The organism is Rathayibacter sp. AY1C9 (assembly GCF_002932315.1).
In the GTDB taxonomy this organism is placed as follows: domain Bacteria; phylum Actinomycetota; class Actinomycetes; order Actinomycetales; family Microbacteriaceae; genus Rathayibacter.
Genome location: NZ_PSVZ01000024.1, coordinates 13,575 through 26,314, shown reverse-complemented (window position 1 = coordinate 26,314; position 12,740 = coordinate 13,575). Strand labels below are relative to the sequence as shown.

Here is a 12,740-nt window from a genome sequence, read left to right as displayed (position 1 = left end):
GGGTATTCCGAGAAGAGGACCGTCACCGTCCTCTTCTCCTGGGAGCGTCGGGGCACCGGGTGATCGACCCGGCACGACTGCGAGGAGCGCACCATGAGCATCACCACGACGACCCACCTCAACTTCCGCGGACAGGCCCGCGAGGCACTGGAGTTCTACGCCTCGGTCACGGGAGGCCGGGTCGACGCGATGTCCTACGCGGACGCGAACGCTGTCACCGCGCCCGACGAGGCCGACCAGCTGATGTGGGGCCAGGTCGTCTCCGAGGCCGGCTTCCGCGTCATGGCGTACGACGTCCCCGCGCACACGGCTTACGACCCGGGCACGATCCCGGTGTTCGTGTCGCTGCGCGGCTCCGACGCCGACGAGCTGCACCGCCTCTGGTACGGCCTCTCGGAGGGGGCGGCGATAGTCGTGCCCCTGGCCCCGGCGGCCTGGTCGCCCCTCTACGGGATGCTGCGCGACCGCTTCGGAGTGACCTTCGTCGTCGACCTCGAGGTCGCCTGGGGCTGAGGCCCGCGGGCTCGGCGGCGGGGCGCGTCCCACTGCGGACGCGCCGGCCGCCGACTCGGTACGCTCAGCACCGGATCCGGTCGGAGGGACGCTGCATGCTGGAGACGATCTCCGAGGCCCTCTCGCTGGTCACCCTCCCCCTCGGCGTGCTGTTCCTGCTCGCCGCGTTCGTCGCGGCGCTGATCGACGGACGCTGGCTGACGACGACCGCCTACCTCGAGGAGGGGCCGCCCCTCGCGCTGCACTGGGTGACCCGGGCCGGCGAGGTCCGGTCGCGTCCGCTGTCCGCCGGGGACCCGCTGACGCCGACGCGGTCGGACCAGCGGGAGGTGCACTACCGCGAGGAGGATCCGCACCGCATCCGCATCCGCCTGCACCGGTGGAGCGACGCGGTGCGGGCCCTGCGCCTGACCGGGCTGATCCTGCTCGGGGCGGGCGTCGTCCTCGGGATCCTGTCGACGGCGCTGGCGGTCCTCGCCTAGGCGGCGCTCCGTGCGCGAGGATCGGACCCGTGGATGCGGAACGGGTTCTCGGAGACGGACGGGCCGACGGGGTGTGGTGCCGGCTCGGGGAGCCGCTGACGGTCGCGCAGATCGCTCGCGGCGGGCCCGCGTGGCTGTGCCTGGACGCGCAGCACGGCGCGTTCGACGACGCCGCGGTCCTCGCCTCCCTTCGCGCACTCGGCGCCGTGAGCGGGAGGCCGCCCGTCGGCGTCCGGGTCGCCGGACTCTCCGACGCGCTGATCGGCAGGGCGCTCGACGCCGGAGCGGACGTCGTCGTCGTCCCGATGATCGAGACGGTCGAGGAGGCGCTCGCGGCCGTCCGCGCCGCGCACTACCCGCCGCTCGGCCGCCGCAGCTGGGGGCCGATGTCCGATCTCTGGGGCGCCGCTCCCCCGTCGGCCGCCGAGGCGCGCACCGCGCTCTGGGTCATGATCGAGACGCAGGCCGGCCTCGACGCCGTCGATCGGATCCTCGCGGTGCCGGGCGTGAGCGGAGTCTTCGTCGGCCCGTTCGACCTCGCGATCGGCCTCGGACGGGACCTGTCCGACCTGCTCGCCGCCGACGGTCCGGACGACCCGCTGCCGAGGATCGCCGCGGCGGCCCGGCGCGCGGGCAAGGGCGCCGGGGCCTACGCGGGCGACCGCGAGCGCGCCGGGCTGCTGCGAGCGCTCGGCTTCCCGAGGGTCGCGGTCGCGACGGATCAGTCGCTGATCGCGCTCGGCACCGCGGCGGCGCTCGACGCGGACGCCGCCGACTCCGGCTGCTGAGCCCGAGGCCGGGCACGGGGCCGGCCGCCGGTCACCGGCGAGGGCTCCCGCCGGGGGGATGCACGGGCTCCGGCGGCTCGGGGACGAAGCGGAGGCCGCCGGCGGAGTTCGCGAGATCGGTGAGCGCCGAGATCCAGGCGGGGTTGATGCGGGGCATGCGGCCGCCGGCGTAGGTGTAGCGGAGCGTGTGCGAGGGGTGCAGCCAGATCGCGCTGCGGCCGTCGCTCATCCCGTTCTCGTCGCGCCAGGTGAGCAGGCACGACTCCCCCCGGCGCAGCTTCGCGGTGAGGACGATCTGCAGGTGGGCGAGCACCCGGTCCTCGACGTCGATCTCGACCGATCCGTCGTAGTGCAGCTTCCCCATCGGCGTCTCCCGGCCTCGTCCTCGGAGGACGGGCGCGCCTCCGGCCCACCATCCTCGAGTGTCGTCCAGTGACCAGTTCGGGGCGGCGACAACCTGCGGATCAGCTGGTATCGGCGGATCCGCTGGTCTCGACGGGGCGGGGCTCAGGCCGGCGGGTTCGCCGCCATGAAGTCGCGCATCGGCAGCAGGTTCTGGAGAGGCGCGAAGTACCCGAAGCGGGGCAGGTCGAAGACCACTCCCGCGACTCCGGAGGACCCCATCGCCGCGATCCACTCGAGCGCGGCCGGCATCGGCACCTTCAGCACGCGCGACGCGTCCTCGTCGGAGAGGCCGGCGTGCAGCGCCCCGGCGCGGGCGCGCTCCCCCGTGGTGAAGGCGAAGACCATCGGCCCCGACTCCAGGCCGCCGACGAAGGGGGTGGGCGCGTCGTCCGGCCCCCGCGCGATGAAGCACCACATCGGCAGGGCGTAGACGCTGCGCCAGAGCGCGTCCATCGCGGCGAAGCTCTCGGGGTCGGCGCGCAGGGCCTCCGCCCGGGCGTCGATCTCGACGGTCTGATCCATGGGGCTCCCCTCGGCGCCGGCGATCGGCGCGGACCTCCACGCTAACGATGCTCCCGCTGGGCCGCACCCGCGATCGATCCGTCAGCAGCGGCCCGTCTCCGCGGCGGGCACGGGCCGCGGGCGACGGATGGACGCGGCGGCGGAGGCGCGACCCGTCCGCTGATCCCCTCGGCCACTGGCCCCGTCCAGGCGGTTAGGTTAGGTTAACCTTCGCAACCCACACCACCCCCTTCGAAGGATCGCCGTGCCCGCCACTCGCACCCCCCTCCGCCTGACCGCCGTCGCCTCGCTCGGCCTCGCCGCGCTGCTGCTCACCGCCTGCTCGGGAGGAGCCGACGCCGGCTCCGAGGGCACGTCCGAGAGCAGCGCCGCCGAGAGCAGCGAGGGCTTCCCCGTCACCGTCGACCACGCCTTCGGCAGCACCACCGTCGAGTCGGCCGACCGCGTCGTCGCGACGAGCTGGACCAACCAGGACGTGGCGCTCGCGCTGGGTGTGACCCCGGTCGGCTTCACCCGCGCCTCCTACGGCGACGAGGACGGCGACGGCCTGCTGGTGTGGACGAAGGAGGCGCTCGACGCCTCCGGCGCCGAGACCCCGACCCTGTTCGACGAGACCGACGGCGTGCCCTTCGAGGCGATCTCGGACCTCAGCCCGACCGTGATCCTCTCGGCCTACTCCGGCATCACCCGGCAGGACTACGACACCCTCAGCCAGATCGCCCCCACCGTCGCCTACCCGGGCCTGCCCTGGGGCACGACCTGGCAGGACTCCGCGAAGCTCGACGGCGCCGCGCTGGGCCTCGAGGACGAGGCCGTCGCGAAGGTCGGCGAGATCGAGAGCGACATCACGCAGACCACCGCGTCCTACCCGCAGCTCGCGGGCACCACGTTCATGTACGGCTGGTACGACCCGACCGACGCGAGCACCTTCACCTACTACACGCCGAACGACGCGCGCGTGAAGTTCGTCGAGGACCTCGGGCTCGACGTCGCCCCGAGCGTCGCCGAGCTCTCCGGCGACTCGGAGGCGTTCAGCGGCACCATCAGCTCCGAGAACGCCGACCAGCTCGACGCCGACGTGCTCGTCGTCTACGGCGACGACACGACCCTCGCCGCACTGCAGGCCGACCCGCTGCTCTCCAAGATCCCGGCCGTCGAGCGGGGCTCCGTCTACGTGCTGGAGGACGGCTCGTCCGCCGCCATGGCCACCTCGTCGCCGAACCTGCTCAGCATCCCGTGGGTGCTCGACGAGTACACCGCCGGCCTCGCCGCGGCCGCCGACAAGGTGTCGTGACCCGCACCGCACCCACCCGGAAGACGAGGGCGACCGCGCTGGCGGTCGCCCTCGTCGCGCTGGCCGTCGCCTCGGTCCTCTCGCTCGTGTACGGCTCCCGCGAGATCCCGCTCGGCGAGATCTGGCCGGCGCTGACCTCGCCCGATCCGGCGTCCATCGTCGACGCAGCGGTGCAGGGGCGGGTGCCGCGGACGGTCCTCGCGATCCTGGTCGGCGCCGCGCTCGGGCTCGCCGGAGCCGTGATGCAGGGCCTGACCCGCAACCCGCTCGCCGATCCGGGCATCCTCGGCCTCAACTCCGGCGCCTCGCTCGCGGTCGTGCTCGGGATCGCCGGGGTCGGCGCGACGAGCCTGCCGCAGTTCATCTGGCTCGCGTTCCTCGGAGCCGCCGCCGCCGGGGCGTTCGTCTACGCGGTCGCCTCGCTCGGCCGCGAGGGCGCCACTCCGCTGAAGCTCGCCCTCGCCGGAGCCGCCACCGCCGCCGCGCTCACCTCCCTCATCAGCGCGGTCCTGCTCACCCAGGAGACCACGCTGAACCGCTTCCGCTTCTGGCAGGTCGGCGGAGTCGGCGGCGCCGAGACCGCGAGCATCCTGCAGGTCCTCCCGTTCCTCGCGGTCGGCGCGGTTCTGGCCCTCTCCAGCGCGCGAGGGCTCGACGCCCTGGCGCTCGGCGACGACCTGGCGACCGGCCTCGGCCGGCGCGTGGGGCGCATCCGCCTGGTCGCGGGGCTCGCGGCCGTGCTGCTCTGCGGCGCCGCGACCGCGATCGCCGGACCGATCGGATTCATCGGCCTGGTCGTCCCGCACCTCGCCCGCCGCGTCACCGGCCCCGCGCACGCCTGGCTGCTGCCCTCCTCCGCTCTGCTCGGCGCCCTGCTGCTGCTCGTCGCCGACGTGGTCGGCCGCGTGGTCGCCCGGCCGAGCGACGTCGAGGTGGGCATCGTGACCGCGCTGATCGGCGCCCCGGTGCTCATCGCGATCGTGCGCCGCTCGAAGGTGCGGGCGCTGTGAGGACCGCGGAGGCGCCCGCCGCGGTCGGCATCGCGGCCGGCCGCACGCTGCGCCGTCGGCGCACGGTCATCGGCTGCGCGGTCCTCGCGGTGCTCGTGCTGGCGCTCGTCGTCGTCTCGCTCACGGTCGGCAGCACGGTCTACTCGGTGCCGGAGGTCGTCCGCGTGATCCTCGGCGAGACCGTGCCGGGCGCCTCCTTCACCGTGGGCACGCTGCGGCTGCCGCGCACCATCACGGCCGTCCTGGTGGGCGTGGGCTTCGGGATGGGCGGCGTGATCTTCCAGACGATGCTGCGCAACGCCCTCGCCAGCCCCGACATCATCGGCATCACGTCGGGGGCGAGCGCGGCGGCCGTCGTCGCGATCGCGTTCTTCGGGCTCTCGGGCGGCGCGGTCTCGGTGATCGCGGTCGCGGCCGGGCTCGCGACGGCCCTGATCATCGCCGGGCTGGCCGAGGGCGGCGGAGTGATCGGGGCGCGGCTGATCCTCATCGGCATCGGCGTCGCGGCGATGTTCCAGAGCGTGATCGCCTACGTGCAGACCCGCGCCGACTTCGAGGACGTCCAGGAGTCGCTGCGCTGGCTGACCGGCAGCCTCAACTCGGCCGCCTGGCCCTCCGTCCCGCCGCTCGCGCTGACGATGCTCGTGCTGGTGCCGCTGGCGCTGCTGCTCTCGGGCCGGCTCGGCGTGCTGCAGCTCGGCGACGAGTCGGCGACCGCGCTCGGGCTCGACGTGCGGCGCAGCCGGCTGGCCCTGCTCGCGGTCGGAGTCGGCCTCGTGGCCGTCGCGACCGCCGCCACCGGCCCGATCGCGTTCGTCGCCTTCGTCTCGGGGCCGATCGCGCGGCGGATCCTGCCGAGCGCGCGCACGCTGCTGATTCCCTCCGCCCTGGTCGGCGCGGTCGTGGTGCTCGCCGCCGACCTGCTCGCCCAGTACGTCGTCGGCGCGCTGTTCTCGGGCGCGCGCTTCCCGGTCGGCGTCGTCACCGGCGCCCTCGGCGCGCCCTTCCTGCTCTGGGTCCTCGCCCGCCGCAACCGCTCCGGAGGCTCCCTGTGACCGACGCCCCGCCCACCCTCGCCGCCGACGCGGTCACCCTCGCCTACGACGAGCGCGTCGTGGTCGACGGGCTCTCGCTCGCCGTGCCGCCCGGCCGGATCACGGTGATCGTCGGCGCGAACGCCTGCGGCAAGTCGACGCTCCTGCGCGCGATGGCGCGGCTGATCACCCCGCGCTCGGGGAGTGTCCTGCTCGACGGGCGCGCGATCCACCGGCTCCCGACGCGCCAGGTCGCGCAGCAGGTGGGGCTGCTGCCGCAGACCCCGATCGCGCCGGAGGGGATCGCCGTCTCGGACCTGGTCGCCCGGGGCCGCTACCCGCATCGGGGCCTCTTCGGCCGCGGCTCCGGATCGGACGACGACGCGATCGTCGAGGAGGCGCTGCGCGACACCGGCACGCTCGAGCTCGCCGACCGCCCCGTGGACGAGCTCTCGGGCGGGCAGCGCCAGCGGGTGTGGATCGCGATGGCCCTCGCCCAGCGGACCGACGTGCTCCTCCTGGACGAGCCGACGACCTACCTCGACGTGTCGCACCAGGTCGAGGTGCTCGACCTGCTCACCGACCTCAACCGCTCGCGCGGGACGACCATCGTGATCGTGCTGCACGACCTCAACCTCGCCGCCCGCTACGCCGACCACCTCGTCGCCGTGCGCGACGGAGCCCTGTACGCCTCGGGCACGCCCGCCGAGGTGGTGACGCCGGAGACGGTGCGCGCGGTGTTCGGGATGGAGTCGCGCGTGATCGAGGACCCGGTCTCGCGGACGCCGCTGGTGCTGCCGATCGGGCGCCACCACTCGGGCTGAGCCCGGCCGGCCGTTCAGGGCTGAGCGGTCAGGGCCGGCCGGTCAGGCCGGGGCCGCGGCCAGGGAGGCGCCGTCGACGAGCGTGCAGCGGAGGAGCTGCTGCTCCCGTCGCGCGGGGTCGCCCTCGATCAGGATCTGCACGGCGCGGCGCCCCATGTCGCGCCGGGGCAGCTCGAAGCCGGCCTGCCAGCCGGTGCGGTCGGCCGATCCGGAGAGCGACACCAGCGACAGGTCGCCCGGCACCGCCACCCCCTCGGCCTCGGCGGCCTCCTGCAGGAGGACGAACTGCTCCTCCTGCTCGGCGAGGACGACCGTGACGCCCTCGGCGGCGATCCGGCGGATCCACTCCCGCGGCGACGCCTCCGGCCCCGGGACGAGGTGGAGGAAGCCGTCGCCGAGCTCGGCCCGCGCGCCGGCCATGCGGTCGGTGTACGACTCGACGCCCTCGCCGTGGCCGGCGTAGGCGAAGCGGGTGTGGCCGAGGGCGCGTGCGCAGGAGATCAGCTCGCGGACGATCGACGCGTAGTCGGCGGCCACGTAGGGCACGGGCCCGCCGGCGTCGTCGCGGCGGCCGACGCTGACGAAGGAGAAGCCGCTCGCGTTGAGGAACTCGAGCTCCTCACGGGGCATGTGCTGCCCGAGGAGGATGCAGGAGTCGGCCAGGCGCAGCCGGGTGGTGCCGCCGCTCAGGCCGCCGCGGCGGCCGCCGACGCGGCCGCTGGTCAGCAGGAGGAGGTCGATGTCGCGGTTCTGCGCCTCCTCCTCGATGCCGGCGAGGAACGGGTGGAAGAAGTCCTCGCGGTCGAGCGGGAACAGGCTCTCGTAGGTGTAGACGCCGATCATGCCGGTGCCGACCTGCTTGAGGCGGCGCGCGATGGGGTCGGCGACGTACCCCGTCTCCTGGATCGCCTTGAGGATCCGCGCCCGCGTCGCCTCCGGGACCCGGGCGAGCTGCTCGCCCTTGTCGTTGAGCACGAACGACACCGTCGTCTGGCTGACTCCCGCGAGACGCGCGATGTCCTTCTGCGTGATCCGCGGCACCCGGACACCCCCGCTTCATCCTGGTAATAGGTATTACGTCTTGACCTCAGGCTACCGATGACGAAGGATCGCCGTACGCCCATCCGGGGCGAGAGAGGGCGGAACGTCGACGATGATGAATCCCGCAGACCCAGACAACCAGACCACGGCCTCCCCGAGGCCCGATCGGCAGCACAAGCCCGATCAGCAGCCCGAGCACGATCCGCAGCGCAGGCCCGACAACTCTCGCCGCCTCTTCCTCGCCGGGGGCGCCGCCGCCCTCGCCGGCGCGGCAGGGGCCGTCGGCGCCGCCACTCCGGCCGCCGCCGCGCCCCCGGCCGACGCTCCCGGGCAGAAGAAGCGCCTGAGCGTCACCGAGGGGCCGATCTCGCCGCTCGACAAGGAGTTCCGCTGGGACGACCGCGCCGGCGCCGACAACACCCGCGCGGTGCAGGCGGCCATCGACAAGGCGATGACCGCTCCGGGCGGCGAGGTGTCGCTGCCCGCCGGCGAGATCCGGGTGACGGGCCTCGCGGTCGACTACCGCGGCTACCCGGTGCAGCCCGAGAACGGGCCGCCCTACGGCTACGCCGGGCCGAAGATCGTCGGCGCCGGCATGCGCCAGACGAGGATCGTCCAGATCGAGGGCTCGACCCGCGACATCTTCACCGTCTCCGGCCAGACCGGCGACGCGGCAGGCCCCGCCAACAACAACAAGGCCACCGGCGTCGTCCTCGCCGACTTCGAGATGACGGGCACGCCCTCCGGCGGCCACGGGATGTCGCTGCGCTCGCTGGTCAACTGCGAGTTCCGCAACCTGTGGATCCAGAAGACCGGCAAGTCGGGCATCTTCCGCGAGCGCGCCACCTTCGTCTCGGGCGTCGACGACGAGTACTCGTACGCCAACTCCTGGAACAAGATCAAGATCGTCGCCCCCGCCGGCTGGGGCGTGGAGGACTCGGGCAAGGCCTCCATCGGCGGCTCGATGACCAACGTCGAGGCGATCAGCCCCGGCCTCGGCGGCTTCCTCCTCGCGCCGACGAACATGACGCTGCTCGACTGCCAGGCCATCGGCGGCACGGTCGGCCTCCGGTCGATCCGCAACGAGAACCGGCGCTCGGTCAACTCCGGCCTGACCCTGATCAACTTCCGCTCGGAGGGCTCCCGCGACGGCTGGGAGGTGCTGATCGAGGCCGGCACGAGCCACATGATCGTGAACCCGAACTTCTTCCCGACCTCGGGCGCGAACTGCCTCGGCGTCGGCCTGACGAACGGCGGAGCGGACTTCGAGGTGCGCAACCTCACCGTCCTCGGCGGCTTCTACGGGCTCAGCCTCGGCCGCTTCCCGCAGCAGAAGGCGATCGTGCTGGGCAGCGACTCCTCCCAGACGCGCCTCGTGAACCCGTTCATCGAGCGCGGCGCCGCGGGAGTGGACGAGGGCTCGCTGATCGTCGACGAGGGACGCCTGACCTCGTTCGAGCTCGGCCGCGGCCGGGTGGAGCGCGCGGCCGGCTACACCACGGTCGCCCGCGCCCCCGAGACCATCCCGACCCCTCCGGCCGGGCAGGTCAACGAGGGCTGGGAGCGCTCCGGCGACACCTGGCGGAAGGTGGCCGTCTTCCCCGACGGGCACCGCGTCGTCATCGCCTCCTGACCCCGGGCGGCGGCGCCCTCCGCGCCGCCGCCCTCCCCCACCGCACACGGAACGAGCACCAGAACGCATGCATGACGACAGCACCCGCATCGAAGCCCGCATCGCCCGCTTCCGCGCCGAGAGCCTCCGGCCGGCGATCCACCGGGCGGTCGAGCCGCTCGGGATCGAGTCGTGGACCGCTCCGGGCGAGCCGGTCCCCTTCGACCAGGCGCGGGCCGCGTCTTACGCGCCCGCCCGCATCGGGGAGCCGTGGGGCGCCCCCTGGGGCACCGTGTGGTTCCACGTGCGCGGCGAGATCCCCGCCTCCTGGGTCGGCGTCGACGGCTGCGAGCCCGAGCTCGTCGTCGACCTCGGCTACACCGGCGCCCAGTCCGGCTTCGAGGCGGAGGGGCTCGTCTTCACCGCGACCGGCACGGTCGTGAAGGCCGTCGAGCCGTTCAACCAGTCGGTCCCGCTCGACCGGCTGCCCGGCCGCGAGGCGGGCGACCGCACGGTCGAGCTCTACATCGAGGCCGCCGCCAACCCGAACATCACCGGCGACTGGTCCTTCACCCCCACGGCGCTCGGCGGCCGCCCCGCCGACGGCGCCCTGCCGTCCGACCCGCTCTACCGCCTCCGACGCCTCGAGCTCGGACTGCTCGACCGGGAGGTCTGGGAGCTGGAGCAGGACATGGCCGTGCTCGTCGGGCTGATCGGGCAGCTGCCCGAGTCCTCCCAGCGCCGCGCCGAGATCGTCCGCGCCCTCGACCGCGCCGTCGACGTCCTCGATCCGGACGACGTGTCCGGCACCGCCGCCGCCTGCCGGGAGGCGCTGCGGACCGTCCTCGAGCGCCCCGCCTCGGCCAGCGCGCACCACCTTCACGCCGTCGGCCACGCCCACATCGACTCCGCCTGGCTCTGGCCCGCCCGTGAGACCGCCCGCAAGGTGGCCCGCACCTTCTCGAACGTCTGCGATCTGATCGAGCGCGAGGAGGGCTTCGTCTTCGCCGCCTCCTCCGCGCAGCAGTACGCGTGGCTGAAGCGCGACCACCCGGAGCTGTTCGAGCGCGTCCGCGGCCACGTGCTCGCGGGCCGCTTCGTGCCGGTCGGCGGGATGTGGGTCGAGTCGGACACGAACATGCCCGGCGGCGAGGCGCTCGTGCGCCAGCTGCTCGAGGGCAAGCGCTTCTTCCTCGACGAGTTCGGGATCGACACCGAGGAGGTCTGGCTCCCGGACTCCTTCGGCTACTCCGCCGCACTGCCGCAGATCATCGCCGGAGCAGGCGGGCGCTGGTTCCTCACGCAGAAGATCTCGTGGAACGAGACCAACACGATGCCCCACCACACCTTCTGGTGGGAGGGCATCGACGGCACCCGCGTGTTCACGCACTTCCCGCCCGTCGACCTCTACAACTCCGACCTCTCAGGCGAGGACCTCGCCCGCGCCGAGCGCCAGTACGCCGAGAAGGGCAGCGGCACCATGTCGCTCGTGCCCTTCGGCTACGGCGACGGCGGAGGAGGCCCCAACCGCGAGATGATCGCGGCCGCCCGCCGCACGCGCAGCCTCGAGGGCTCGCCGACCGTCGAGCTGTCCACGCCCCGCCGCTTCTTCGAGGAGGCGCAGGCCGAGTACCCGGACGCGCCCACCTGGTCGGGCGAGCTCTACCTCGAGTTCCACCGCGGCACCTACACGTCGCAGGCGCGCACCAAGCAGGGCAACCGCCGCAGCGAGCACCTGCTCCGCGAGATCGAGCTGTGGGCGACCACGGCCCTCGTCCGCGCCGGGGTCCTGTACCCGGCCGACGAGCTGCGCGAGATGTGGCGGACGGTCCTCCTGCAGCAGTTCCACGACATCCTGCCCGGCACCTCCATCGCCTGGGTGCACCGCGAGGCGGAGGAGAACTACGCCCGCATCGCGCAGCGGATCGAGGAGATGATCGCCGAGGCCGTCCGGGCCCTCGCCGGCGAGGGCTCCGCGGAGCTGCTGGTGAACTCCTCCCCCTTCGCCGTCGGGGGCGTGCCGGCGCTCGGCGCGGCCGCGGCCGACCCCGCCGCGGAGCACTCGGCCCCGACGCTCCGCTCCGACGGCGACGCCCACGTGCTCGACAACGGGCTCGTCCGGGTGCGGATCGGCGCCTCCGGACTCCTCGAGTCGGTCGTGGACCTCGCGAGCGGCCGGGAGGTCGTGCCCGCCGGCGCCGCCGCGGGGCTCCTCCAGCTCCACCGCGACACCCCGAACAAGTGGGACGCCTGGGACCTCGACGACAACTACCGCCGCACGGTGGAGGACCTCGTCGGCGTCGACTCGGTCCGCGCCGGCACCGTGAGCGACCCGCTCGGCCGCGAGGTGCCGACGGTCGTGATCACCCGCTCGTTCGGCGGCTCCACGGTCGTGCAGACCGTCTCGCTGCAGATCGGCCGGGCGGCCGTCGACCTCGACCTCGACATCGACTGGCACGAGCGCCGCAAGCTGCTCAAGCTCGCCTTCCCGCTCGACCTGCTCTCGGACCGGGCGACGTCCGAGATCCAGTTCGGCCACGTGCACCGCCCGACCCACGTGAACACGACGTGGGACGCCGCCCGCTTCGAGACCGTCGCGCACCGCTGGGTGCACGTCGGCGAGCCGGGCTTCGGCGTCGCGGTCGTCAACGACTCCACCTACGGGCACGACATCACCCGCGACCGCGCCGCGGCCGGCACCCCGACGACCACGGTCCGGCTCTCGCTCCTGCGCGCGCCGCTGTTCCCCGACCCGGACGCCGACCAGGGCCGCCACCGCCTCGCCGTCTCGCTCGTGGTCGGCGCCGAGCTGCCCGACGCCGTCGAGGCCGGCTACGCGCTGAACACCCCGGTCCGCAGGCTCACCGGCGCCGCGCCCGTCGCTCCCCTGGTGTCGATCGACGACCCCTCGGTCATCGTCGAGGCCGTGAAGGCGGCGGACGACGGGAGCGGCGACGTGATCGTGCGGCTCTACGAGTCGCTCGGCCGCCGCGCCGCAGCGACCCTCCGCGCCGCTTTCGCCGTCCGGGCGGTCACCCGCACCGACCTGATGGAGCGCCCGACCGAGCAGGTCCGCATCGAGAGCTCCGTCGAGGCGGAGTCGGCCGACGTGCGCCTCGAGCTGCGTCCGTTCGAGATCGCGACGGTGCGCCTGGCGCGCTGAGCGCGAGGGGACGCGGGGCGGGAGCAGGCCGGGCCGGCTTGCTCCTGCCCCT

12 protein-coding genes are annotated in these 12,740 nt (G+C 73.8%); 9 read left to right on the top strand and 3 right to left on the bottom strand.

Annotation, left to right across the window (positions count from 1 at the left end):
• Positions 1-93: 93 nt before the first annotated feature.
• From C5D09_RS14275 to C5D09_RS17585, 3 genes are all read left to right on the top strand, one after another.
• Complete coding sequence (locus C5D09_RS14275; protein WP_104269613.1) at positions 94-513, top strand: VOC family protein; 420 nt, start codon at positions 94-96, stop codon at positions 511-513.
• A gap of 95 nt (positions 514-608) precedes the next feature.
• The gene (locus C5D09_RS17590; RefSeq protein ID WP_181135059.1) at positions 609-995 is read left to right on the top strand and encodes a hypothetical protein; all 387 of its coding nucleotides are present in this window, start codon (positions 609-611) and stop codon (positions 993-995) included.
• Positions 996-1,024: 29 nt separating this feature from the next.
• On the top strand, positions 1,025-1,783 hold the full coding sequence (locus tag C5D09_RS17585) for an HpcH/HpaI aldolase/citrate lyase family protein (protein ID WP_159940053.1): 759 nt from the start codon (positions 1,025-1,027) through the stop codon (positions 1,781-1,783).
• A 31-nt stretch (positions 1,784-1,814) separates the two neighbouring features.
• Here the strand turns inward: C5D09_RS17585 and C5D09_RS14265 are convergent, their stop codons facing one another.
• Positions 1,815-2,147, bottom strand: coding sequence for an ATP-dependent DNA ligase (locus tag C5D09_RS14265; RefSeq protein ID WP_104263292.1), 333 nt, complete (start codon positions 2,145-2,147; stop codon positions 1,815-1,817).
• A gap of 143 nt (positions 2,148-2,290) precedes the next feature.
• Entirely contained in the window at positions 2,291-2,710 is a 420-nt protein-coding gene (locus C5D09_RS14260) for a hypothetical protein (RefSeq protein WP_104224305.1), read from the bottom strand.
• Between the two features lie 244 nt (positions 2,711-2,954).
• Here C5D09_RS14260 and C5D09_RS14255 point away from each other — a divergent pair, with 244 nt between their 5' ends.
• Genes C5D09_RS14255 through C5D09_RS14240 form a run of 4 tightly spaced genes read left to right on the top strand, consistent with a single transcriptional unit; the run spans position 2,955 to position 6,872 of the window.
• The gene (locus tag C5D09_RS14255) at positions 2,955-4,004 is read left to right on the top strand and encodes an iron-siderophore ABC transporter substrate-binding protein (protein ID WP_181027213.1); all 1,050 of its coding nucleotides are present in this window, start codon (positions 2,955-2,957) and stop codon (positions 4,002-4,004) included.
• Positions 4,001-5,014, top strand: a complete 1,014-nt coding sequence (locus tag C5D09_RS14250) for an iron ABC transporter permease (protein WP_104269611.1) — start codon at positions 4,001-4,003, stop codon at positions 5,012-5,014. The genes C5D09_RS14255 and C5D09_RS14250 overlap by 4 nt, the downstream gene beginning before the upstream one ends.
• Entirely contained in the window at positions 5,011-6,069 is a 1,059-nt protein-coding gene (locus C5D09_RS14245) for an iron chelate uptake ABC transporter family permease subunit (protein WP_104269610.1), read from the top strand. The genes C5D09_RS14250 and C5D09_RS14245 overlap by 4 nt, the downstream gene beginning before the upstream one ends.
• Positions 6,066-6,872: an ABC transporter ATP-binding protein gene (locus tag C5D09_RS14240; protein ID WP_104224308.1), complete on the top strand. Its 807-nt coding sequence runs from the start codon at positions 6,066-6,068 to the stop codon at positions 6,870-6,872. The genes C5D09_RS14245 and C5D09_RS14240 overlap by 4 nt, the downstream gene beginning before the upstream one ends.
• A gap of 42 nt (positions 6,873-6,914) precedes the next feature.
• Here the strand turns inward: C5D09_RS14240 and C5D09_RS14235 are convergent, their stop codons facing one another.
• Positions 6,915-7,913: a LacI family DNA-binding transcriptional regulator gene (locus C5D09_RS14235; RefSeq protein WP_104255943.1), complete on the bottom strand. Its 999-nt coding sequence runs from the start codon at positions 7,911-7,913 to the stop codon at positions 6,915-6,917.
• Positions 7,914-8,025: 112 nt separating this feature from the next.
• Between C5D09_RS14235 and C5D09_RS14230 the strand changes: the two genes are divergently transcribed.
• Entirely contained in the window at positions 8,026-9,546 is a 1,521-nt protein-coding gene (locus C5D09_RS14230; RefSeq protein WP_104263296.1) for a hypothetical protein, read from the top strand.
• Positions 9,547-9,613: 67 nt separating this feature from the next.
• Positions 9,614-12,688, top strand: a complete 3,075-nt coding sequence (locus C5D09_RS14225; protein WP_104269609.1) for a glycoside hydrolase family 38 C-terminal domain-containing protein — start codon at positions 9,614-9,616, stop codon at positions 12,686-12,688.
• Positions 12,689-12,740 lie beyond the last annotated feature (52 nt).

Excerpts from the sequence above, each read along its gene's own strand:
- C5D09_RS14225 (WP_104269609.1), top strand. The coding sequence starts at position 9,614 with ATGCATGACGACAGCACCCGCATCGAAGCCCGCATCGCCCGCTTCCGC.
- C5D09_RS14230 (WP_104263296.1), top strand. The coding sequence starts at position 8,026 with ATGATGAATCCCGCAGACCCAGACAACCAGACCACGGCCTCCCCGAGG.
- C5D09_RS14275 (WP_104269613.1), top strand. The coding sequence starts at position 94 with ATGAGCATCACCACGACGACCCACCTCAACTTCCGCGGACAGGCCCGC.
- C5D09_RS17590 (WP_181135059.1), top strand. The coding sequence starts at position 609 with ATGCTGGAGACGATCTCCGAGGCCCTCTCGCTGGTCACCCTCCCCCTC.
- C5D09_RS14265 (WP_104263292.1), bottom strand. The coding sequence starts at position 2,147 with ATGGGGAAGCTGCACTACGACGGATCGGTCGAGATCGACGTCGAGGAC.
- C5D09_RS14260 (WP_104224305.1), bottom strand. The coding sequence starts at position 2,710 with ATGGATCAGACCGTCGAGATCGACGCCCGGGCGGAGGCCCTGCGCGCC.